17 protein-coding genes are annotated in these 23,453 nt (G+C 56.7%); 12 read left to right on the top strand and 5 right to left on the bottom strand.

Going from position 1 to position 23,453, the window contains the following annotated elements:
- Positions 1-1,599, bottom strand: coding sequence for an isocitrate lyase (locus ACYQ0G_RS04145; protein WP_460099648.1), 1,599 nt, complete (start codon positions 1,597-1,599; stop codon positions 1-3).
- 152 nt (positions 1,600-1,751) lie between these two features.
- Between ACYQ0G_RS04145 and ACYQ0G_RS04140 the strand changes: the two genes are divergently transcribed.
- The 5 genes from ACYQ0G_RS04140 (at position 1,752) to ACYQ0G_RS04120 (ending at position 8,215) form a co-directional block, all read left to right on the top strand.
- Positions 1,752-3,149: a helix-turn-helix domain-containing protein gene (locus ACYQ0G_RS04140; protein WP_460099645.1), complete on the top strand. Its 1,398-nt coding sequence runs from the start codon at positions 1,752-1,754 to the stop codon at positions 3,147-3,149.
- Positions 3,150-3,222: 73 nt separating this feature from the next.
- Positions 3,223-3,519: a hypothetical protein gene (locus ACYQ0G_RS04135; protein WP_460099642.1), complete on the top strand. Its 297-nt coding sequence runs from the start codon at positions 3,223-3,225 to the stop codon at positions 3,517-3,519.
- A gap of 193 nt (positions 3,520-3,712) precedes the next feature.
- A complete protein-coding gene (gene prsK / locus ACYQ0G_RS04130) occupies positions 3,713-5,818 on the top strand; it encodes an XrtA/PEP-CTERM system histidine kinase PrsK (RefSeq protein WP_460099640.1) in 2,106 nt (701 codons plus the stop codon).
- On the top strand, positions 5,818-7,182 hold the full coding sequence (prsR, locus tag ACYQ0G_RS04125) for a PEP-CTERM-box response regulator transcription factor (protein ID WP_460099637.1): 1,365 nt from the start codon (positions 5,818-5,820) through the stop codon (positions 7,180-7,182). Before prsK ends, prsR begins: the two co-directional genes overlap by 1 nt.
- 34 nt (positions 7,183-7,216) lie before the next feature.
- Positions 7,217-8,215 (top strand): bile acid:sodium symporter family protein, encoded by a 999-nt coding sequence (locus ACYQ0G_RS04120; RefSeq protein WP_460099635.1) that lies wholly within the window; start codon positions 7,217-7,219, stop codon positions 8,213-8,215.
- Here ACYQ0G_RS04120 and ACYQ0G_RS04115 read toward each other — a convergent pair.
- Entirely contained in the window at positions 8,148-9,215 is a 1,068-nt protein-coding gene (locus ACYQ0G_RS04115; protein ID WP_460099632.1) for a DUF475 domain-containing protein, read from the bottom strand. The two genes, ACYQ0G_RS04120 and ACYQ0G_RS04115, sit on opposite strands and share 68 nt — an antisense overlap.
- Positions 9,216-9,226: 11 nt before the next feature.
- Positions 9,227-10,099 (bottom strand): 3-methyl-2-oxobutanoate hydroxymethyltransferase, encoded by an 873-nt coding sequence (gene panB, locus ACYQ0G_RS04110; protein ID WP_460099629.1) that lies wholly within the window; start codon positions 10,097-10,099, stop codon positions 9,227-9,229.
- Between the two features lie 129 nt (positions 10,100-10,228).
- Between panB and ACYQ0G_RS04105 the strand changes: the two genes are divergently transcribed.
- The gene (locus tag ACYQ0G_RS04105) at positions 10,229-11,659 is read left to right on the top strand and encodes a sodium-dependent transporter (RefSeq protein WP_460099626.1); all 1,431 of its coding nucleotides are present in this window, start codon (positions 10,229-10,231) and stop codon (positions 11,657-11,659) included.
- A gap of 104 nt (positions 11,660-11,763) precedes the next feature.
- A complete protein-coding gene (locus tag ACYQ0G_RS04100; RefSeq protein ID WP_460099624.1) occupies positions 11,764-13,338 on the top strand; it encodes an amino acid permease in 1,575 nt (524 codons plus the stop codon).
- A 58-nt stretch (positions 13,339-13,396) separates the two neighbouring features.
- On the opposite strand, the gene ACYQ0G_RS04095 is transcribed toward ACYQ0G_RS04100, so the two are convergent.
- Complete coding sequence (locus ACYQ0G_RS04095) at positions 13,397-13,882, bottom strand: pyridoxamine 5'-phosphate oxidase family protein (RefSeq protein ID WP_460099622.1); 486 nt, start codon at positions 13,880-13,882, stop codon at positions 13,397-13,399.
- Between the two features lie 362 nt (positions 13,883-14,244).
- Here ACYQ0G_RS04095 and ACYQ0G_RS04090 point away from each other — a divergent pair, with 362 nt between their 5' ends.
- Together ACYQ0G_RS04090 and ACYQ0G_RS04085 are read left to right on the top strand one after the other, a co-directional pair.
- Complete coding sequence (locus ACYQ0G_RS04090; RefSeq protein WP_460099619.1) at positions 14,245-14,907, top strand: ImuA family protein; 663 nt, start codon at positions 14,245-14,247, stop codon at positions 14,905-14,907.
- A 14-nt stretch (positions 14,908-14,921) separates the two neighbouring features.
- Positions 14,922-16,472 (top strand): DUF6504 family protein, encoded by a 1,551-nt coding sequence (locus ACYQ0G_RS04085; protein ID WP_460099616.1) that lies wholly within the window; start codon positions 14,922-14,924, stop codon positions 16,470-16,472.
- Positions 16,473-16,503: 31 nt separating this feature from the next.
- Here the strand turns inward: ACYQ0G_RS04085 and ACYQ0G_RS04080 are convergent, their stop codons facing one another.
- The gene (locus tag ACYQ0G_RS04080) at positions 16,504-16,902 is read right to left on the bottom strand and encodes a PilZ domain-containing protein (protein ID WP_460099613.1); all 399 of its coding nucleotides are present in this window, start codon (positions 16,900-16,902) and stop codon (positions 16,504-16,506) included.
- 302 nt (positions 16,903-17,204) lie between these two features.
- On the opposite strand from ACYQ0G_RS04080, the gene ACYQ0G_RS04075 reads away from it, so the two are divergent.
- From ACYQ0G_RS04075 to ACYQ0G_RS04065, 3 genes are read left to right on the top strand one after another with little or no spacing between them, the layout of a single operon-like run.
- The gene (locus tag ACYQ0G_RS04075; RefSeq protein WP_460099610.1) at positions 17,205-18,446 is read left to right on the top strand and encodes a putative DNA modification/repair radical SAM protein; all 1,242 of its coding nucleotides are present in this window, start codon (positions 17,205-17,207) and stop codon (positions 18,444-18,446) included.
- Positions 18,443-19,897 (top strand): UdgX family uracil-DNA binding protein, encoded by a 1,455-nt coding sequence (locus ACYQ0G_RS04070; protein ID WP_460099607.1) that lies wholly within the window; start codon positions 18,443-18,445, stop codon positions 19,895-19,897. Before ACYQ0G_RS04075 ends, ACYQ0G_RS04070 begins: the two co-directional genes overlap by 4 nt.
- Before the next feature lie 21 nt (positions 19,898-19,918).
- Complete coding sequence (locus ACYQ0G_RS04065) at positions 19,919-23,452, top strand: error-prone DNA polymerase (RefSeq protein ID WP_460099605.1); 3,534 nt, start codon at positions 19,919-19,921, stop codon at positions 23,450-23,452.
- The last annotated feature ends 1 nt before the right edge of the window (position 23,453 follow it).

Below are 23,453 nucleotides of genomic sequence, written 5' to 3'. Positions count from 1 at the left end.
TTACGCGGCTGCGAACTGGTTCATGGTGTTGTCCTTGCCGCCGGCCTTCAAGGCCGCTTCACCGGCAAAGTACTCCTTGTGATCATCGCCGATGTCGCTGCCGGCCATGTTCTGGTGCTTCACGCAGGCGATACCCTGGCGGATTTCCTCGCGCTGGACGTTCTTGACGTAACCGAGCATTCCGGCATCACCAAAGTACTCGCGGGCAAGGTTGTCGGTGCTCAATGCAGCCGTGTGATAGGTCGGCAAGGTGATCAGATGGTGGAAGATACCCGCTTGGCGCGCCGCGTCTTTCTGGAAGGTGCGGATGCGTTCGTCAGCCTCTTCCGCTAGTTCGGTGCCGTCGTAATCCACGCTCATCAGCTTGGCGCGATCGAACCCCGAAACGTCCTTGCCGTCGGCTTCCCAAGCGTCATAGACCTGCTGACGGAAATTGAGCGTCCAGTTGAAGCTGGGCGAGTTGTTGTAGACCAGCTTGGCATTGGGGATTACCTCGCGGATGCGGTCAACCATGCCGCCGATCTGGCCGATGTGCGGCTTCTCGGTTTCGATCCACAGGAGATCGGCCCCGTGCTGGAGTGCTGTTATACAATCGAGCACACAGCGATCCTCTCCGGTCCCGGCCCGGAACTGGTAAAGGTTGCTGGGTAAGCGCTTAGGCGCGAGCAACTTGCCATCGCGGCTAATGAAGACCTGGCCGTTCTTAATGTCGGCCGGATCAACCTCCTCGCAATCGAGGAAGGCGTTGTACTGGTCGCCCAGGTCGCCAGGCTCCTTCGAGAAGGCGATCTGCTTGGTCAGGCCAGCACCGAGGCTGTCGGTGCGGGCAACGATGACACCGTCGGGTACACCAAGCTCAAGAAAGGCATACCGGATCGCCCGGATCTTCTGAAGAAAGTCCTCGTGGGGAACGGTGACCTTTCCGTCCTGATGGCCACACTGCTTCTCGTCAGAAACCTGGTTCTCGATCTGGAGCGCGCAGGCACCGGCCTCGATCATCTTCTTGGCGAGAAGATAGGTCGCCTCGGCATTGCCGAAACCGGCATCGATGTCCGCAATGATTGGAACAACATGCGTTTGATGCTCATCTATTTCCCGAAGAATACGATGGGTATTAACCACATCGCCCTTCTCTTTCGCGTTGTCAAGCTCGCGGAACATACCGCCCAGTTCGCGGGCATCAGCCTGCTTGAGGAAGGTGTAAATCTCTTCGATCAGTGCGGGGACGCTTGTCTTCTCGTGCATGGATTGATCGGGAAGGGGTCCAAAGTCGCTACGCAGCGCGGCAACCATCCATCCTGACAAATAAAGGTAGCGTCGTTTGGTGCTGCCAAAATGCTTCTTGATCGAAATCATCTTTTGTTGAGCAATGAAGCCGTGCCACGTGCCCAGCGATTGGGTGTAGTTCGCCGGGTCAACATCATAGGCTTCCATATCTTCGCGCATGATTTTCGCGGTGTAGCGCGCAATGTCGAGTCCGGTGGGGAAGCGGTTCTGCACAGCCATCCGCGCGGCGCTTGCGCTATCGATGGCTGCCCAGCTGTCACCGTTCTGGCTAATGGTTTCGTTCATTTGGGCAATGCGGCTCTGGTAGGTCATTGCGGTATCTCCTGTCCGTCCGGGTGGCCTGTGTGGCCTTGAGATGGTTATGGCCTAAACACCCGCGCTCCGGCAGGAAAATTTACAGAATAACTTGTCTAAAATGCCATTATGCGCAAAAATTAGATGTAACGTTGTAAAGGACTTTACAAATGGCTGATCCTGCGCTTCAGGCCGGTCCCGCTATTCGCCGTTTACGGAAACGGGAGAACCTGACGCAGGCCGCAATGGCTAGCCGTCTGGCAATCTCGCCAAGCTATCTTAATCTTATCGAGAGAAATCAGCGCCCTGTAAGTGCCCGCGTTGTAATGGCGTTGGTAGAACAATTCGACTTCGATCCGCGCAGCATTCGTGAAGATGAGGCAATCGGAGGGCTCGAAGGTTTGATGCGAAGGTTCGCCGATGAGCGCTTTGCTGCCTTCCCGATAGATCGCGATGAGGTCGACGATTTCCTTGCTACGGCTCCAAACGTAGCGGCTGCATTTGCGCAGCTTTTCGACAATGCTCGGGCAGGAGCGGCTGTGGAAGACTCTCCTCTCGTAGCATCACGCCGTGAAGTGGAGCGCTGGCGAAATCATTTTGCAGATCTCGACCATGCTGCCGAGGAACTGGCGGACGAGATGCGTCTTTCTCGCGGCGACATCGGACTGGCTTTGACGGAGAGATTGAGAGAACGTCACCAGCTTTCCGTGCGTATTCTCCCGCGCGACGTTTTGCCCGATAGCCTCAGCAGACTGGATCTACATGCCCGTCAGGTTCAGCTTTCGGAATTACTCGCTCCGGCGTCGCGCAATTTCCAACTCGCAATCAAAATCGCTCAATTGGAGATGAAGGACGAAATTCCGAACATTGCGCAGGGTGCTCAATTTGACGATGAGGAAGCGCGGGCGCTTTTCAGCCGCCACCTCGAGGGCTATTTCGCGGCTGCGCTGATAATGCCCTACGGCCGTTTCCTGCGCGCCTGCGAAGGTACCGGATACGACCTACCTGTTCTCGAGCGCAGGTTTAGCGTTAGCTTTGAACAACTCGCGCACCGGTTAACTACATTACAACGGGTCGGTCAGCGCGGTTTGCCCTTTTTCATGGCTCGTCTCGACAGGGCGGGCCAATTCTCCAAACGTTTCCTTGGAGCTAGTTCGGCGCGGTTCGCGAGCGAAGATGTGTCTTGCCCGCTATGGGATGCTCACCGGGCCTTCGAGCGCGGTGGCGAATTGGTTGCCCAGTTCGTTAGCCTTGAACAAGGCGACGAGTCTCAGGGCGGATGGTTCACTATTATGCGAAGTGTCGAGGGTAGCGGTGTTCCAGGCGAAGCGCGCTTTGTCGTTATACTAGGCATCGAGGCGGTTCTTGCTGGCGACTTGGCCCAGGCACGGGGTATTTCTTTTCGTCCATCCGAAGCTCAGATAATTGGTCCTGGGTGCGCACGATGCTATCGGGAAGAGTGTTCTCAGCGCTCTCTGCCGCCTCGGGGACGCCGCCTACGCTTCGATCGCATGCGGCGAGGGATTTCCCCATTCGAGTTTGGCGATGGAGAAAAATCAGCGCGTTAACCCTCTTTATGCGGAACCGCTCGAGCGGTAGCCGCGTTTTTGCCACATTCAATGGGTCAGCTGAGGAAAATCCATGACCGAAGAACGCATTACCGAGACGCGCAGTCCATCGGGAGATACGCACACGACACATACGGTGATCACTGATGGAGAGAGTCGTCGCGGCGGGGGTGCAGGCTGGCTAATCGCAATCATTGTATTGGTAGTTGCTATCGCGGCTGTCTTCTTCTTCTCGCAAATGAGTGGAGCGGAAGTAGCGAAGGACAATGCGGTGGCTGGTGCTGCTTCTGAAGTTGGCGAGGCCGCAGGACAGGTGGGCGATGCTGCACAGAATGCGGGGACCGCAGTTCAAGATGCAGTTGAAGACTGATAAACCTAAATCTTAGGGCCAAAAACGACGGTGCATCCTTCGAAGGCGCGCCGTTTTTTCTATTTCTTAACTGTAAAGTTTACCGACAATTCATCATTGCGCCATACTGCTGCTCAATCACTTTGGCAGAGCAAATGGGGTCTAGCGGTCTTATGTCCGTCTTGAGAAAGATTGGTGAGAAGGCTCATCCCTGATGGATTGGGCAGCACACGTCTCTTATCTTTCGTATTCAGTTGGCGCGATTATTGCCGGGATATGTGCGGTGTGGATCGCTCGTTTTGGAGATCCCGAAAGGTCTGATCGCTGGTCGGCCGTCGTAGCGCTTGCGCTGACTGCGAACTGGTGTGTCGCGGCAGCGAGTTTCGACCCAGACCATTCAATTTTGTTACTGACGGAAGTGGCCGCGAATGTAGCTTGGCTTGCTACTCTTCTGCGGCATTTCGCAAATGATGGCCGTGACGAAAGCGTCCGAATGGTACGTCCGGTCGCGTTAGCTCTGGGATTTGTAGAAGCGCTTCAATTGGCCCTCATATTACTGGCTTATAATGCCGGATGGCCTAACGGGACAACGGCAACCGTTTTTGAGACGTCGGCGATGTTTCGTATGCTCGTGGCTACAGGGTCGCTGGTCATGGTGCATAATTTGTATGTCGGAGCATCGCCGCGTTCACGCCAAATATTGCGGTGGAATGCCGCGGCGATGGCTGGCTTCTGGGCTTTCACTCTGAATTTTTACAATGTCGCCTGGCTATCTGGTTCATATCCAGCCGAACTAGTAGCGACGAGGGGCCTTGCAGTGGCCATGGTCGCCATCCCCTTTGCCATTGGCTTCAATCAAAAAGCTGCAGGATTAACGTTTAGTCCATCGCGCACAGTAACATTCCGGTTTCTCTCGCTGATGGTTATCGGGACTTACCTCGCCGCCATGCTTCTCTTTGCAAGCTGGCTGAGTCTTTTCGAAGAGAATGCTGGAAGGCTTACTCAGGTAGGCCTCCTTGTTGGCGCCGCAGCCTTGGCGCTGATCTGGCTACCTTCAGACAAGCTGCGCGGTTGGGCCAAGGTCACCGCGATCAAGCATCTCTTCAAATATCGTTATGACTATCGCAATGAGTGGATTCGCTTCACTCACACAATGGGCCGATCGACGAACGGAGATAGTCCGTTGCAGGAGCGAGCGGTGAAGGCGCTCGCGGAAATTACCGAGAGTCCTTCAGGGGCTTTGCTTTTATCCGATGAGGATGGGACATTGCAGCCTGGCGGGCATTGGAGATGGCCAGACCTGAGGATCCCGGGCAACGCCATTTCACCGGAACTCGCGCAAATATTCGAGAAGACAGGTCTGATCCTAGACTTGGACGAAAGCCGTGCAGGAGTAGAGCATCAGGGAGAACTCGATCACCTTCCTCAGTGGTTTCTCGAAGACGATCGGGTATGGGCAGTCGTTCCACTGTTGCATTTCGAGCGTTTGATAGGATTGATCGTACTCTCGCGACCTCTCATCGACCGAAAGCTCGACTGGGAGGATTTCGACCTACTTGGCGTCGTGGGACAGCAACTGGCGAGTTACCTTTCCGAACAAGCGGGCCAGGAAGCGTTGTCCGAAGCGACGAGATTTGACGAATTCAATCGGCGAATGGCTTTCGTGATGCATGACATCAAGAACCTATCCAGCCAGATGTCCCTGCTGCTCAGAAACGCTGAGAAGCATGCCGAAAAGCCGGAATTTCGTAAAGACATGCTTATCACCCTTCGTAACAGTGCCGACAAGTTAAACACGATGCTGGCCCGGCTAGGGCGATATGGAACGGCTGGCCAAGAGCAAGGCCGCGACTTCGATATTACGAGTCATATGGGAGCTTTGATCGATCGTTATTCGGCCTTGCATACCATAACCTTACTTCGGTCGGAACCGCTGCAGGTGAGCGGAAATCCAGAAGGTTTCGAACAGGCTGCAGCGCATATTTTGCAGAATGCGATCGAAGCCAGTGATCCTGAATCCGCTGTGATGCTTGAGATTTTCAGCGACGGACTATCTGGCATCGTGCAAATTGTAGACAGCGGCAAGGGTATGAGCCCCAGTTTCATTCGAAGTGGTCTGTTTACTCCTTTCGTTTCTTCCAAAGACGGTGGTTTTGGTATTGGCGCCTATGAAGCTCGCGAATTGATCCGGTCCATGGGTGGCAGACTGGATGTAGAGTCCCGCGAGGGTCTCGGTACTCGTTTTACCATTAGTTTGCCGCTCGCTTCCGCTCACGCGCTCTTGGGTGCAAAGGCAATCACGAGGAAGGAAGCGGCCTGATGGCGCAAACCAAGCCGACATTGCTTATCGTTGAGGATGATGAAGGGCTGCAGGCACAACTGAAATGGGCCTACGATGACTATGATGTCGTTATTGCCGGTAACCGAGATCAGGCGCTGGCAGCCATTCGCAGTCAAGAGCCTGCTGTAGTAACTCTCGACCTGGGTTTACCGCCTGACCCTGACGGAACGAGTGAAGGTTTCGCCGTGCTAGATGCGATAATGGCGATGAAGCCAGATACTAAAGTGGTTGTTGCCTCGGGCCATGGCGCACGCAAAAGCGCTTTGCAGGCCATTGAACGGGGCGCTTACGACTTTTATCAAAAACCGGTCGATATCGAGAACCTCGGGCTTATCGTCGGTCGCGCTTTCAAACTTAGCCAGATAGAAATTGAGAACCGCCGACTTTCCGCCAAGATTGGCGAAGACAAAACGGTTCTGGGTAGGATGATTACTGCCGCACCTGAAATGGCTAAGGTTGCGCGAACGATCGAACGAGTGGCGCCTACCAACATTTCGGTTATGCTTCTCGGTGCGAGCGGAACTGGAAAAGAACTGCTGGCTAAGGGCGTACATGAGGCAAGCGACCGTAGAAAGGGCACCTTCGTAGCAATCAATTGTGCCGCAATTCCAGAAAGCCTTCTCGAGAGCGAACTTTTCGGACATGAAAAGGGAGCATTTACTGGAGCGGTAAAAACCACCGAAGGTAAGATTGAGATGGCTCACGGTGGCACTCTCTTTCTCGATGAAGTAGGTGATATCCCGCTCGCACTCCAAGTCAAATTACTGCGCTTTCTGCAGGAGCGGGTTATCGAACGGCTAGGGGGGCGTACACCAATCGCGGTTGATACCCGCATCGTATGCGCGACTCATCAAAACCTCGAAGAAATGATCGGCGACAATACGTTTCGCGAGGATCTGTTCTACCGATTGGCCGAAGTGGTAATCAGGGTGCCTGCATTAACCGAACGCCCGGGTGACAGCGTCCTCTTAGCCAAACATTTCCTGACTAGATTTGCCGAGGAAATGAATCCTCAGGTCAAAGGCTTTGCGCCCGATGCGCTAGAAGCGATTGATGGTTGGAAGTGGCCTGGTAATGTTCGCGAGTTAGAGAACAGGGTCAAACGCGCAGTTATTATGGCCGATGGCAAGCTCGTCACTGCGGCGGATCTCGATCTGGAGCAAAGCGGCGAGGGAGGTGAGCAACCGCTAAACCTTAAGCAAGCGCGAGAGGCTGCGGATCGACGGATGATCCGGCAGGCGATGGCTCGTAGTCAAGGTAACATCTCGATGACGGCAAAGCTGTTGGGCATCAGTCGCCCGACCCTTTACGACCTGCTGAAGCAGTACGATTTACAGGACTGACAGATTACCGGATCACGCCTAGGCCTCCGGCATCATGGTACGCACACTAATATCCGACCCAATGCTTCGCATGCTGGTTGTCGCAGTCGCTCTGGCGGCTGCGCTTCCTGCTACCGGGCATGCGCGCGTTATTCTGCAGATAGCGGCGAATGTCGGAATATTCGTTCTCTTTCTGCTTAACGGAATGCGGATCGCTCGGAGGGAAATCCTGGCAGGGGCAGCCAACCTCAAATTCCTCGGGCCTTTGATATTGTGGTGCTTCGGAGCGATGGCCCTTCTTGGGCTGTGCTTTTACCGCGCTGCTCCAGTGAGCATTCCTCCACTGGTCGCGATTGGCTTCTTATATTTGGGTGTGCTTCCTACGACGATACAGTCGTCCACGTCATATAGTTCGCTTGCCAACGGGAATGTGGCACTTTCAGTTATCGCTGCCGCTCTTCTCAGCATTCTTGGGGTTTTCATCAGCGTGCCACTCTTCATAGCCTTGGGCGGTACTGGCGACGGGGCAGTCGGCAGCGATGCCGTGATCAAGATAATGAAGATATTGATAGTCCCCTTCGCGATCGGGCAGGTCGTTCAAACGCGAACCCGGGGCTTCATTTCCGCCCACAAGCCGAAGATCATCTGGCTAGACCGCGGTGTAATCGCTCTTGCCGTCTACGTCGCATTTTCCGGCGCGGTAGAGCAGGGTATATGGACGCGCATTGATCCCGAGGGCTGGCTGTGGACCGCGGCGATGGTTCTAGCGCTAATCTTCATTGGGCATATAGGAGCTTGGCTGGCAGCAAAGGCTCTCCGCCTGTCCTTCGAAGATCGTATCTCGTTCCTTTTCGCCGGTGGGCAGAAGTCGACCGCCATTGGCGCGCCGCTGGCAACCATTCTGTTTAAGCCGTCGATGGCAGGATTTATCGTACTGCCTCTATTGCTCTACCATCTGGCTCAGCTGGTACTGGCAGCTCCGCTTGCTAGTCGGCTGAGGTTGTCGCCTCGTCCGGATAGCGACGATTGTACCGCACCGACCACAGGAAGCTGAGGCCAATCAGGACTGCTCCCAGGAGGCCGGTGACCGTTTCTGGTATATGATAGCGTGCCGACAGAAGCATGATCATCCCCAGCACGATGATCGCCCAGAACGCTCCATGTTCGAGATAACGATATTGCGCCAGAGTACCGGTTTTCACCAGATGGATTGTCATTGAGCGAACAAACATCGCGCCCACCGAGAGGCCCAGTGCGATGATGATCATATTATTCGATAGCGCGAATGCGCCGATTACGCCGTCGAAACTGAAGCTTGCATCAAGCACCTCAAGATAGAGGAAGCCTCCAAGCCCGGACTTCACCAATTCTCCGACAGCCTTTTTTCGTGCTTCTCGCTCCTCGATCATAGCCGCGATCGCGTGGACTGCGATGAAAGTCACCAAGCCTAGGATCGCCGCAGTCAGGAACATGACATCGTCAGCAGGGGGCAGGAGCGTTGAAACGAAATAGATAAGTACCAGAACCAAGCCGATCTCTACGGCGGGAACATTCGAGAATTTATTGATCGTCTGCTCCACGACGCGGATCCAGTGCACCTCCTTCTCATGGTCGAAGAAGAAAGTCAGGCCGACCATAGCAAGAAATGCGCCGCCAAAGCCTGCGATGCCTACATGGGCATCGGAGACGATACGTTCGTATTCGCTGGGATTATTCAGAGAGAGACTGATAGCTTCGAGTGGCCCGACCTGCGCCGCGATTGCTACGATTGCGATTGGGAATATAATTCGCATTCCGAATACAGCGATAAGAATGCCAATGGTGAGAAACCGTCTCTGCCAGACCGGGTCCATGTCTCTTAGAACGGTCGCATTAACGACAGCATTGTCGAAACTCAGCGAAACCTCGAGAATGGAAAGCACCAGCACAATCCATAAAATGCCTAGAGTGGCGGTAAGGGAGCCGGTGCTGGACCAGCCATACCAGGCAGCCAAAGCGAAACAGATCGCCGTGAAGACGAACGAGAAAGTATAATACTCGCGGATAGTTTTCATGTGCGGGTTCCTCAGCCCTTTGGCTGGTAGGTCTGGTCAGACGAAGGGAAGCTGCGCCCACGCACTTCCTCGGCGTATTGCGCGACAGTCTTTTCGATCACCTCGGCAATATTTTCGTACTTCTTTACAAACCGTGGTACGCGATCAAACATACCTAGCATATCCTCGGTGACCAGAACCTGGCCGTCGCATTGTGCTGACGCCCCTATGCCGATCGTCGGGCAGGACAGGGCCTTGGTCGCTTCAATTGCAATCGGTTCTAGCACGCCTTCAAGCACCACAGCGAATGCCCCCGCTTCGTCCAGCGCTTTGGCATCACCGATTATTTTTTCGGCTTCCGCATGGTCGCGCCCACGTGCCATATAGCCGCCCAGAACGTTGACCGCCTGAGGCGTCAGGCCGACATGCCCCATGACAGGGATGCCTCGCTGATTGAGGAATGCGACCGTCTCGGCCATCGGTTCACCCCCTTCGAGCTTGACTGCCGCGGCGCCGCTTTCCTTCAGGAGACGAGCGGCGCTTTCGAATGCCTGCTCTTTGGAGCTTTCGTACGATCCGAAAGGCATATCGACCACGACCACAGCGTGATAACTGCCACGGACGACTGCGGCGGCATGGTTTGCCATCATCTCCATCGTTACTGGAATGGTCGACGGTAGCCCATAAATGACCTGCCCCAGCGAATCGCCTACCAGCAACATATCGCAGTGAGCATCGAGCAACTGGGCCTGCCTAGCCGTATAGGCCGTAAGCATGACCAGCGGTTCCTCGCTATTTCCTTCGCTTTTGCGAGCGCGGATCTTCGGGACCGTGAGCCGCTTCATAGGCTGCGGGGTCGGATTGGCGCGGCTGGTGCTGGTGTCGAGCTGGAAGGTCGTTGACATGGCGGATGCCCTAGCAAGCGTTGTCGACAGTTGGAAGCGAGGCTTGGACAGGGTTTGAATTCCATGCTTAAAGCCGCGCACATCTGCGATGCGGGAGGCATCGTTTGTCGGAGAGGGAATTACACGAGAATGGTCGCTGCCGGAAAAACTACGGGTGAGGGCTGGTCCTCACGCTCTGCCTTTATCCTTGCTGCAGTCGGCGCCGCCGTCGGCCTCGGCAATATTTGGCGTTTCCCGACGCTCGCGGGTGAGAGCGGAGGCGGCGCCTTCGTCATATTCTATATAGCGTGCGTGTTTCTGCTTGGGCTGCCGCTGGTTCTATCAGAGATCTTCATTGGCCGCGTTGGTCAGACTGACGCTGTCGGTTCGATCCGCAAGGTAGCGCAAGGCTCCCAAGCATCGGCCAAGTGGTCGATCTTTGGCGGGATCGGCGCGGTGGCAGCGTTTCTAATCGTCTCTTTCTATTCGGTCGTGGCCGGCTGGGTCCTGTATTACGCTGGCGTGATGGGCTGGGACCTCCTGCAGGCCATCGGCTCCGGTGACCTTTTCCGAGGTGCACTTGCAGGAGAGAGTGAGGCGCAGATCCAACAGAGACTGGGTGATATGTTTGCCTCCTGGCCGCTGCTTCTCGTCATGCATTTGGGCTTCATGGGCCTTACGCTCTACATCGTGGCAAGAGGGGTGAGTTCAGGTATCGAGAAGGCTGCAACCTATCTCATGCCAGCTTTCTTCGTATTGTTGATTGGTCTCGTGCTCTACGGAGCGGTGGAAGGAGACATTGGAGAGGCTGCTTCCTTCCTGTTTACGCCTGATTGGTCGAAGCTCACTCCCGAAGTGATGAATTCAGCGCTGGGCCAGGCTCTTTTTTCACTATCCCTCGGTGTCGCTGGCCTCATCACCTACGGTTCGTACATCAAAGAAAAAAGCAATCTCGGCGGCACGGCTGCAATGATCGCAATTGCCGACACCTGCGTCGCGTTGCTTGCAGGGTTGATGATCTTCCCCATCGTTTTTGCTGTCGGCCTCGACCCGGCCGCTGGACCGACGTTGGTTTTCCAGACCCTACCTTTTGCATTTCAGACTATGCCTGGAGGCGCACTGTTCGGCTTCCTGTTCTTCCTGCTCATTCTCGTTGCGGCGGTGACAAGTTCAATTTCACTCCTAGAGGTCCCGACGGCATGGGGCATCGGTGAACTTGGTTGGAGCCGTCCCAAGTCCGCGCTTGTCTTTGGTATCGGCGCTTTCCTGATCGGTATTTTCTGTCTTTTGGGCTACAACGTCCTTTCGGATGTACGCCCGCTCGGCTTCTGGTCGCTCTTCGCCGAAACAGATATTCTCGATACGATCGACGCCTTTACCGGGAAAATCATGCTTCCGCTTGGGGCGCTGCTGACTTCGCTCTTCATCGGTTGGAAGGCAGACAAGAACCTCCTCCGTACTACCACCGGCCTTTCTCCAATCGCGTTTGGCTTGTGGCGGTTCCTGATTGCCTGGCTGTGTCCGATCGCCGTGACGATCATCTTGGTGACGGGCCTGTTTCCCAGCATTCTGGGAGCCTAAGCAAAATCCTCTTTTCCGTCCGGAAGTTCGCGAGTAAATGACGAACTTCCGGTTGGCGGAGCGGGGCTGTCCCGCGGCGGGCCGGTGGAGGCCGCTGGCCGTATATGATCTTCGACAGGGTTAAGCCGCTCGATGCCATTCTGGCCGCGGCGCAAAGGAAGTCGCTGCACCGTTCCTTGGGCGCGCTGCAGCTAATGCTGTTCGGTATCGGTTGTATCATTGGTACCGGAATATTCGTGCTGACCGCTGCAGGAGCGCAAAAGGCTGGCCCAGGCCTGATGCTGGCCTTTGTGATTGCCGGTGCCGTCTGCGTAGTCGCGGCGCTTTGTTATGCCGAGATTGCCTCCATGATTCCGGTGGCTGGATCCGCTTATACCTATAGCTATGCCACGGTGGGGGAATTAATTGCCTGGACCGTGGGGTGGGCACTTATCCTTGAATACGCAATTGCAGCATCGGCAGTGTCCGTAGGATGGTCTGGTTACTTCAGCGGTACCATTCTAAATGAGTTCCTGGGTATAGAGTTGCCGCGATGGCTGGCCGCGGGCCCGCTTGCGCTGGGTGGAGAGGCAGGCGGATTTATCAATCTTCCTGCCATGATCATCGCCCTACTGGTCACTTGGTTGTTGATGATCGGCACAAGCGAGAGCGCCAAGGTCAACGCTATTCTGGTCGCCATCAAGGTTATTGCTTTAACCGCCTTTATCGGCCTTACGCTGACCAGCGCCTATTTCGATCCAGACAAATTCAACCCATTCCTTCCCGCTGGCCTATTCGGAGGCTTCGGTTCGGGAGTCGGAGCAGTAGGTGCGGCAGCGACTATCTTTTTTGCTTATGTAGGTTTCGACGCGGTTTCCACCGCCGCGGAGGAAACTAAGAACCCGCAGCGCAATGTGCCGATCGGTCTCGTCGGTTCACTCATATTCTGCACGATCTTCTATATTCTCGTGGCGGCGGGAGCGATCGGGACGATCGGCGGGCAGCCGATCATGGGGCCCGGCGGTATTCCTTTCCCAGCAGGATCCGAGGAATTGGCGCGGCAGTGCGCTCTTCCGCAACATGTGGAAGCGTTGGTCTGCTCCAATGAAGCCTTGGCACACGTCCTTCGCCAGATCGGCTTTTCGGGAATTGGCAATATCCTTGGAATAGCGGCTTTCTTGGCTTTGCCATCGGTCATTCTCGTCCTGCTTTTCGCACAGACCCGCATCTTCTTTGTAATGAGCCGGGATGGTTTGCTGCCAGATGGGCTTTCCAGAGTGCATCCGCGGTGGAAGACGCCATACGTGGTAACCGCCATTACCGGAGTGATCGTCGCTGTCGGAGCAGCATTCTTCCCTGTGGGTCAGCTGGCCGATATTGCCAATGCAGGAACGCTATATGCTTTCTTGATGGTGGCAGTTGCGGTCATGGTTCTTCGGCGTACGGCGCCGGAGCGTAAGAGAGATTTCCGAACCCCCATGCTCTGGCTGGTAGGACCGGCGACGATCTTTGGATGTGCCTTTCTGTTCCTCAACCTGCCAAGTGCGGCTATGCTGGTGCTTCCAGTGTGGAGCATAATCGGTTTGCTGGTGTATTTCGGGTATAGCAGGAACCACAGCCGGTTGGGTCAGGGGATCGTGGAAGTGGTCGACAATGTGGCGGGTGAAGAAACAGCCGTTCCCATTCATCCCGATAGCTAGAAACATAAAAAAGGAGCCATCCTTTTTAGGACGGCTCCTTTCGCTTTTGCCGATTAAATTAGAGGTCTGCAGACTTCACATGTTGTTCTTCGGCTTCGTCTTGCACAGTCATGCCCAAGGCCATTTTCGCGGTATTGAGAAGTCCCAGATCTCCGCTCCAGATTTCTGCATCGCCAAGGTCCATCCGCATGAAGAAGATATCCGGATCGTTTTTGCCGCCATCGTACCAGGCTTCGACGAAGTTGTTCCAGAGTTGGTCGAAGCGCTCCTGACTGGTTTCCTTCACGAGGTTTCCGTTGAAGCGAGCGAACATTTCGTGGCCCTTGCCGGCGAATGTTGCAGTGACTGGCCCAAGCTTGCAGAAATCGCTTTTCGTGTGCGTGAAAAACCAGATCGAGCTGTTCGCGTCCTTGTCCAGTTGGGGGCTCATCGGAACGGCGCTTGAGCTGTCACCGTCCAGCTGAAGGAATAGGAATGGGCTGTCGGCCAGAGCTTTCCAGAACTTGGTTTTGAGTTCGTCGGGATTGCCTTCGGCATGTTTCATTTTGGTCTCCAAGATTGGTTCATTTGCTCAATGACCGAAGGGCAGGTTTGGTCCCAAGCCAGTAGAGGAAAAGATAGAGCAGGATTTGCTAATAGATAGATATTGGAACATAAAGGGAACAGACGATTCGGTTCCATATGATCCAACTAGCTCTCTCCTCCTTGCCGTCGACCGCCTCTGAAGATGTCGCCACACTACCTGAGCGTCATAGTGAGCGCTGGAGGCCTGGCTTGGCTGGCTTACATGGAAAAGCTCTGCACAGCGAAGTGTTCGCCTCCTCGAGAGAAGCGGCAGGCGCTGGTGCAGTGCTGGCGCTGGCACTTGACGATTGGCGTAACGCGTCGCCGAAAGAAGGCGGGGAGATGAGCGATCAACGCAGCATACTCTGGGTGCAGACGCGTGAGGCGGCGCGCCTGGGAGGTAAACCGTATCGTGCCGGGCTACCGCAGGATTTGCAGTCGCGCGTGATCCATGTGCTGGCCCACAAGGCGGAAGATGCGCTTTTTGCGATGGAGGAAGGGTTGCGCTGTCGTGAGCTATCCTTCGTTATCGGGGAAATTGCCGGCAATCCAAAGGCGTTGGACTTCACAGCTTCGCGTCGGCTGACGCTGACTGCGCAGAAACACGAGGTACCTTTGTTCCTGCTGCGGGTCGATGCGGCGCGTGACCTGTCTTCGGCCCGGATGCGCTGGGAAGTGACTTCGGCTCCATCCACCGCACCCGAATGGAACGCGCAAGCACCAGGCAATCCGTCGTGGCGGGGGGAGCTCTTCCGTGCCCGCTCGCACCCACCGGGCGAATGGGTTTTCGAAGAGTTCGGGAAGCGGCTGGAGGCGCGTCGTGAAACGCCGCAGGTCTCTTCGCCACCCACCGGCAAGCCATCCTCTATCGTTCAGCATATCGGTCCACGTTTCGGGCTCGCCGAAAGAGCGTTTTTCAAGCCGTCGAGCACAGCAATCGAAGATAGATCCGTTGTGCTTTCGGAACAGTCTCGTTTCCGACAAGTCCAAGGCAAGCGGCGCTAGCTTGTTGGTCTGCCATGGATCAGCCGCGCCGTATCCTTTCTATCTGGCTCCCGTCCATTGCCATGGACCGCTGGAGTATGGGCTCGGCGGAGAGACGGGAGCAAGATGACAAGCCGTTTGTCCTGACCGCTGATACAGCGCATGGGCCGCGGATCGAAGCGACCAACCGCACAAGCGCTGCTGCCGGGGCCAGGGCAGGGATGATGTTGGCTGATGCACATTCGCTTTGCCCTGAAATTACTACGGCACTGTCCGACCCTGAAGGCGATCTCGTTTTCTTGGAAAAGCTTGCTGCCTGGGCACGACGCTGGGGACCTTGGTCGGCGATGGATGTACCGGATGGGCTTTTGGTGGATGTAACCGCAGTGCCGCATCTCTTCGGAGGCGAAGAAAAGCTGCTTGCCGATGTAGCTGCGGTGTTTGCACAGCGCGACATCGCTATGCGTTGTGCCATAGCTCCGACTGCCGGGGCAGCTTGGGCACTGGCCCATTATGCTGCATCGGGTACGATCCTGCGCAAAGATGAGGAAATGGAAACACGGCTGGGCGAGCTTCCCGTGGCGGCACTAAGGCTCGATCAGGATGTCGTCACTGTTCTTCGACGGCTAGGGCTCAAGAAACTGAGCGAGCTTTCGGCGGTCGATCGCGATGGAATCAATAGACGGTTTCGCAACCGGAACTCTCCCTCTGCCAACCCGCTAATCCGGCTGGACCAGCTGCTCGGCCGGATACCGGAACCGCTGCTGCCAGTCATTCCGCAACAAATTCCGATGGTACAGCGCCGCCTGCTGGAGCCGATCCGACACCGCCACCTGCTCGATCAGGTGGTGAACGATCTGTCGGATGACATGGTGCGCGAACTGGAGGGTAAGGGGCAGGGCGCCCGCAGGCTGGAACTCGGCTTGTGGCGCGTCGATGGTGAATTGGTTGTGCGGCATATCGAACTTGCTGCAGCAACCCGAGAGGCCGCGCATTTCGTACGCCTTTTTGTCAGCAAGCTAGATGATGTAGATGCAGGGTTCGGGATCGAAATGCTGCGTTTGCGTGCCACCTGGTCGGAAGCCTTGGCATTGGACCAAAGCGATATCGAAACGGCTTCGAAAAACCATGGCATCGCGCTTTCCACCTTGGTCGATCGGCTCACCGTGCGCCTTGGGCCCCGCGCCGTCACACGGCCCGTGCCTTCAGCCAGTCACATCCCCGAGCGTGCGCAGCGGGGCCAACCACCTTTAGAGCCCGAACCGGCCAACCAAGGTCAGTTTGCCTTCCATCAACGCCCTTTTAAACTGCTCGACAAGGCCGAGCAGATTGCTGTGCTCTACGCTACTCCCGATGGATATCCCAAGCGTTTCCGCTGGCGCGACGAGGTACACGATATCAAACGTGTCGAAGGCCCCGAACGTATCGCCCCTGAATGGTGGCGTGAGCGCGGTGGTACCCGACTACGCGATTATTACCGAATTGAGGATCAGAGAGGGAGGCGCTACTGGATCTATCGGCTCGGCATCATCGGAGATGGACGAGGTGGTAAACCAAAGTGGTACTTGCAGGGATTGTTCGCCTGATAATACAAAGGCGAGGCACTCTTCGCAAAACTCAACTGTCGCGAGACACAAGCGACGCACGGCGGCCCCGCTTGGCGACGGGAATATTATCGAACTTCGCCACCGGGCCGGATTCGACTTCGACCACATCACAGGTCTCTTCAACGACCGATGCCGGTATTGGGCGTTCGAAAAGAAATCCGCAACTGCTATCGCGCGTCCATACGATCTTGCCGAAGAATTCGTGCTCACCCCACGACAACAAGCCTGAAACGCCTTGTTGCGGCGGATTGGCCGTCTCGAACCGCGCGCCTGATTGTGAAAGATCCGACAGGCGTCCGTCCCGGTTGCCGCCAGGCATTTTGAGCCGACTAGTACAATCGACAGAATAGCGCTGTACGGTCCTGCGCTCCTCGGATTTCTGGCCAGATTTTTTCTGGAAAAGTGCCACTCGGCAAGTCCCTCTTGTTAATCGATTTTTACACGAACCTGGTTAATTTTAGGTTATTATGCTTGGCGCTCCAATAATGATAACTCCGGAATATTGTCATCCGTTTCCCGCTTGAGTGAATAAGGCCGCAGCGGATCCCCTTCCTATTCGAGGAAGTGAGGCCGCGTGACCTTCGGCTACACCTCGCTCCATATAACTTCGATGGGCGTAACGGGCATGGATCTGACATGCTCACTTCTCGCAAAACAAACCAATTACCTTTTGTTATTGGCGAATCCCGGAGTGGAACATATATAGAACATATGGCTCTGCAAACCGTCCTTCAAAAACTCGAGATCCTCGCCGACGCAGCGAAGTACGATGCTTCCTGCGCGTCCTCCGGTACGGCGAAGAAGAACAGTCTGGGCGGTAAGGGCATTGGATCGACTGAAGGGATGGGAATCTGCCATGCCTATGCGCCAGATGGACGCTGCATCTCGCTGCTCAAGATTTTACTGACCAACCACTGTGTGTTTGATTGTCATTATTGTGTGAATCGTAAGAGCTCGAACGTGGCTCGTGCGCGTTTCACACCGCAAGAAGTGGTCGATCTCACGCTCGCTTTCTACCGGCGCAATTATATCGAAGGGCTGTTCCTTTCCTCGGGTATTGTGAAGAATTCCAACCACACGATGGAGCAGATCGTCGAGGTTGCCCGGATCTTGCGCGAAGAACATGATTTTCGCGGCTACATTCACTTGAAGACCATCCCGGAAGCAGATGCAGAAATCGTCCATCAGGCGGGGCTTTATGCTGATCGAGTCTCCATCAATGTCGAATTGCCGACTGACAGCGGCCTAACACGTCTCGCGCCGGACAAGGATGCGCGCCAGATCGAAGGCGCGATGGGCAAGGTGAAAGAGGATCTGGTGGAGGCCAAGGATGCCCGCAAGCGGTTCAGGCATGCCCCCCGCTTTGCGCCCGCCGGCCAGTCTACGCAAATGATCGTGGGCGCCGATGCAGCGACTGACGCAGATATTGTGGGCAAGGCAAGCCGGCTTTACGATAATTTCCGCCTGCGCCGTGTCTATTACAGCGCGTTCTCGCCAATCCCAGATGCGAGCGCGGTGCTGCCGCTGAAGCGTCCACCTTTGATCCGCGAGCACAGGCTTTACCAATCTGACTGGTTGATGCGCTTTTACGGTTACAAGCCTTCGGACGTCATGCATGCGACAGAAGCAGACGGGAATTTGCCGCTTGATATCGATCCCAAACTTGCTTGGGCTTTGAAGTTTCGTGAAGCCTTTCCAGTTGATGTGAACCGCGCGACCAAGGAGCAATTGCTGCGTGTGCCGGGCTTAGGCGTGAAGGCGGTTGGCAAGATCTTGGCAAGTCGCCGTCATCGCGGCCTACGGTTGGACGATGTGTCGCTGCTGACCCAGTCCATCACCAAGGTTCGACCTTTCATCTGTACTATCGACTGGCGGCCGATCACTCTCACCGATCGCGCCGACCTGCGCAGCCTGCTCGCCCCGAAAACCGAGCAGCTGGAGCTGTTCGTGTGACTGCGCTCCAACACGTCAAACTCGGCACCTACTACGTTGTCCAACTGCCTGATGCGGATGATTTCGATTTCTGGCGCGAGTGGGCGCGGGCCTTCGTCCAATGCGATGTGCCACCGGACCGTATCGCATGGGTCGAACCCGGCGGTAGCGGGGACCTCTTCGCCCATGGAGAACGGCGTATGCCTGCCCCTCCTAAGGGAGCGAGGCCGGTACAGGCCAACCGACGCTTTGTACAACTTGCGCGTAATGCCATCCTTCATTTGGACCCTGAACGGTTTGCGCTGCTCTACCGCCTGCTCTGGAGGCTACAAGGCAAGCCGCGGATGATGGAAGACAAGGCTGATCCAGATGTCAGAAAGCTGGAGGAACTCGACAAGAACGTGAGGCGTGACAGCCACAAGATGCATGCTTTTGTGCGCTTTCGGCTGGTCGAAAGCCCCGATCATTCCGGTGGTGAAGATGGCGAGGGAGGTGAGCATTACGTTGCCTGGTTCGAGCCGGAGCATCATATTCTCCGGGCCAATGCAGGGTTCTTCATGCGGCGTTTTTCGAACATGCGCTGGTCGATCCTGACGCCGCGCGGCTCGCTTCACTGGGATGGCGAAACCATGGCGGAGGGGCCGCCAGCTGAACGTCACGACGCGCCTCAGGGCGATCCGATGGAGGATCTCTGGCGCACCTACTACGCTTCGATCTTCAATCCGGCGCGGCTGAAGATTGGCGCCATGCTCAAGGAGATGCCGAAAAAATACTGGAAAAACATGCCCGAAGCCACGCTCATTCCCGAGTTGGTGGCGGGCGCGCAGAAGCGGGAAAGTGCTATGGTCGAAAAGGGAGCGCTGGAATTCGAAGAGCGGCCCGATACGCTGGCAGCGATCGACAAGGCAATTCACGCCTGCCGTAAATGCCCGATCGGCAGCCTCGATAATCAAGCTGTTATGGGCAAGGGACCGCAGGATGCTGCGCTGATGATCGTGGGCGAACAGCCGGGCGATCAGGAGGATTTGGCTGGCCGTCCCTTTGTCGGACCGGCCGGAAAACTGCTCGAACACCATCTTGATCGGGCCGGTATCGACCGGAAGGCGGCCTATGTCACGAATACCGTGAAGCATTTCAAATATATCCAGCGCGGCAAGCGACGGCTGCACCAAAATCCCGGTGCAAAGGAAATCGATACCTGCCGCTGGTGGATCGAGAGCGAGCGCGCGATCGTCCAGCCCAAGCTGATACTCGCCATGGGGGCGAGCGCGGCGCGCGGCATGCTGGGAAAGACAGTGAGCATCTCCAAGGCTCGGGGCACGCCCATTCCGCTGGAAGACGGCAGCGAGCTGTGGATCACCGCCCACCCGTCCTATCTCCTTCGCCTTGATGGTCCCGCGCGCGAGGAGCAGGTGCGGCTGTTCGATGCCGATCTCGCCGCAGTGAAGGAGCGGCTCGAGGAGTTGGCGTAATGACTTTTCAGAGCTGGTGTCATGCCCGAGAATGACCAGCAGAAACCCAAGCGCACTATCGACCTTGATCCCGATGAAATAGACGCACCAGCGCGCGCGCCGTTCGTCGAACTCGGTCTCGTCTCGTGTTTCAGCTTCCTGCGCGGAGCGAGCGATGCGGTAGACCTGGTAATGGAGGCGCGCAGACTGGGGTATGACGCGATCGGGATCGCCGATGCCAACAGCATGGCGGGCGTGGTGCGGGTGCACACAGAGGCAAAAACGCTCAAACTCAAGCCTTGTATCGGTTGCCGGATCGAAACGGTCGAGGGGCTGGCCTTCCTCGCCTATCCCAAAAACCGTGAGGCCTATGGTCGTTTGTGCCGCCTGATTTCCGCGGGCCGGATGCGCACGCTCGACAACGAGTGGCAGGATAAGGGCGTATGCGATATCTCGTTAGAGATGCTGGCCGGGCACAGTAAAGACGTGCAACTGATTCTAATTCCGCCACCCGATCTGGCATGCGAGTTCACCGTTCCAGCCTGGGCCACGCCAGGCGGCGCAGCGGAAAGCGAACGGGGGGAAGGGGCGGTCACGGCGCCCTTCGTGGAAATCGTGCCGCATCTTGCCGCTGGACTACCAGCCCTATGCCATATCGCTGCGACTTTCTTTTACGCTGGGAACGACCTCGCCCGGATTGCCCGGCTCGACGCGCTGGCGAAGGATCATGATCTTTCCATCCTCGCCACCAATGATGTGCAGTATCACGCGCCGGAGCGCCGGCCGCTGCAGGACGTGATGACCGCGATCCGCCACAAGACTACTGTGGCGCGAGCGGGCTATCTGCTTCAGAGTAATGCCGAGCGATATCTGAAGCCGCCAGAGACCATGTGCCATCTGTTCGAACCATGGCCCCATGCGATCGAAGCCGCGCGCGCCGTGGCCGACGCCTGTGATTTCAGCCTCGATCAGCTGCAATATGAGTATCCTGAAGAACTGTATCCCGGCGGCGCCGAACCGCAGGATTATCTCGAAAAAGAGACCTGGAAGGGAGCTGGCTGGCGCTATCCCGACGGGGTGCCGGATGGCGTGACCGAAACGCTGCGCAAGGAACTGGCGCTGATCGGCAAGATGGATCTTGCGCGCTATTTCCTGACCATCAAGGACATCGTCGATTTCGCGCGCAACAAGGTCGATCCGCCGATCCTGTGCCAGGGGCGCGGCAGTGCGGCCAACTCTGCGGTATGCTATTGCCTCGGCATCACCAATGTCGATCCTTCGAAGCACCAGCTTTTGTTCGACCGCTTCATTTCCGAGGATCGCAAGGAGCCGCCCGATATCGATGTCGATTTCGAGCATGAGCGGCGCGAGGAGGTGATCCAGTACCTCTATCGCAAATATGGCCGTCACCGGGCAGGGCTGTGCGCCACAGTGATTCACTATCGTCCGCGCATGGCCATCCGCGAAGTGGGTAAGGCCATGGGATTAAGCGAAGACGTCACGTCAGCGCTCGCCAAGACGGTATGGGGCGGGTGGGGCCGCGAGATTAGCGAGAAACATGCCGCGGAAACTGGTATGAATGTGAAAGATCCGCATTTGAGGCGGGTTCTTAAGCTGACTGAGCAAATGATTGGAATGCCAAGGCATTTGTCACAACACGTAGGCGGTTTCATTTTAACCGAAAATGCGCTGACCGAAACGGTACCGGTGGGCAACGGTGCCATGCCCGACCGCAGTTTCATCGAATGGGACAAGGACGATATCGAAGCGCTGGGCATCCTCAAGGTCGATGTTCTGGCGCTGGGAATGCTGAGTTGCATCAGGAAATGCCTCGACCTGATTGACGATCATCACAGCCGGACTCTCACTCTGGCAACCGTCCCGCGTGAAGATCCCGACACTTACGCCATGCTGCGCAAGGGGGATTCGCTCGGCGTATTCCAGGTCGAAAGCCGCGCGCAGATGAACATGCTGCCAAGGCTGCGTCCGCGCGAATTCTACGATCTCGTGATTCAGGTCGCTATCGTTCGGCCCGGCCCGATCCAGGGCGACATGGTCCATCCCTATCTTAAACGAAGGCGCGGGGCCGAGAAGGTGGAGATACCCGCACCAAGTCCGCATCACGGCCCACCTGACGAATTGTCGAGCATTCTCGAACGTACGTTGGGCGTACCGATCTTCCAGGAGCAGGCCATGAAGATTGCGCTCGATGCGGCCAAGTTCTCGTCCAAGGAAGCGAACCGGTTGCGCAAGGCCATGGCGACCTTCCGCAGCCGCGGCATGGTGGACGAATTGCAGGACATGATGGTCGAACGCATGGTCGACCGCGGCTACGACCGCGAGTTCGCGCAGCGCTGTTTCAACCAGATCCGCGGCTTTGGTGAATATGGCTTTCCCGAAAGCCACGCGGCAAGCTTTGCGCACCTCGTCTATGTGTCGAGCTGGCTCAAATGCCATTTCCCTGCCGCCTTTGGCTGTGCGCTGCTCAACTCGCAACCGATGGGCTTTTACGCCCCGGCGCAGATCGTGCGCGATGCGGCGGAACACGGGGTGCGGGTGCTGCCTGCGGATGTGAACCATTCGCAATGGGATTGTACTCTGGAAAGGGTGGAGTATTCCGCCCCAAAGGAGCAAGGCCGCTTCGACAATGGCTTCGCCTTGCGGCTTGGCTTGCGACAGATCGACGGTCTGCCCGAAGCGGTCGCGGCACAGCTGGTATCCGAGCGTGAGGAGAGCGGCATCTACGAGGACGTACGGGCCTTGCGCGATCGGGCGCGGATCGGGCCATCGCACGTCGAACGGCTCGCCAGTGCCGACGGCTTCGGGTCGATGAACCTGTCGCGCAGGCAGGCGTTGTGGGATGTAAGAAGCCTCATCGGTGGGCCGGACCTGCCGCTCTTCGCTGCTGCTGCCGCGCGTGATGAAGGCGCCGAAAAGCATCCCACGCGCTTGCCACAGATGCCGCTGTCCGAGGAAGTGGTCGCCGATTACCAGACCACGCGTCTCAGCCTCAAGGCACACCCGATGGCTTTCTTACGTGCCAGCCTGGCTGATCGCGGCTTTGTCCGTGCCTGCGACCTTCGCGAGAGGAAATTTCGCAGCATGGTCCATGTTGCAGGCGTAGTGCTGATCCGCCAGCGACCGGGCAGTGCGAAAGGCGTATGCTTCATCACGCTGGAGGACGAGACGGGCGTCATCAACCTTGTGATCTGGCCGGACCTGAAAGAAAGGCAGCGGCGCGTGGTGATGGGGGCAAGGCTGATGGAAGTGAGAGGCCGCGTGGAGTATGACGACGAAGTAATCCATGTGATCGCGCAGCACATGACCGATGCGACAGCCGATCTGCACAAGCTTTCCGATGATATGCTCAACGCCCCGCTTGCGCGTGCCGACCACGTGGCATCGCCCCTGCCGGACAAGTTCAATCCGCGGGACAATCTACGGGAAGGCAATGAGGATCCCTATCAGCCTGTGGAACCATGGCAGGAGCCTCCGCCAGGCAACCGCGAATGCGGATGGCATCAGGGACACCCGCGTGATGTGCGCATCATTCCGAAATCGCGCGACTTTCATTAAG

It is taken from the genome of Qipengyuania triglochinis (genome assembly GCF_054655615.1).
Note: the sequence above shows the minus strand (reverse complement) of the source record. Positions and strands in the feature narration are given on the sequence as shown.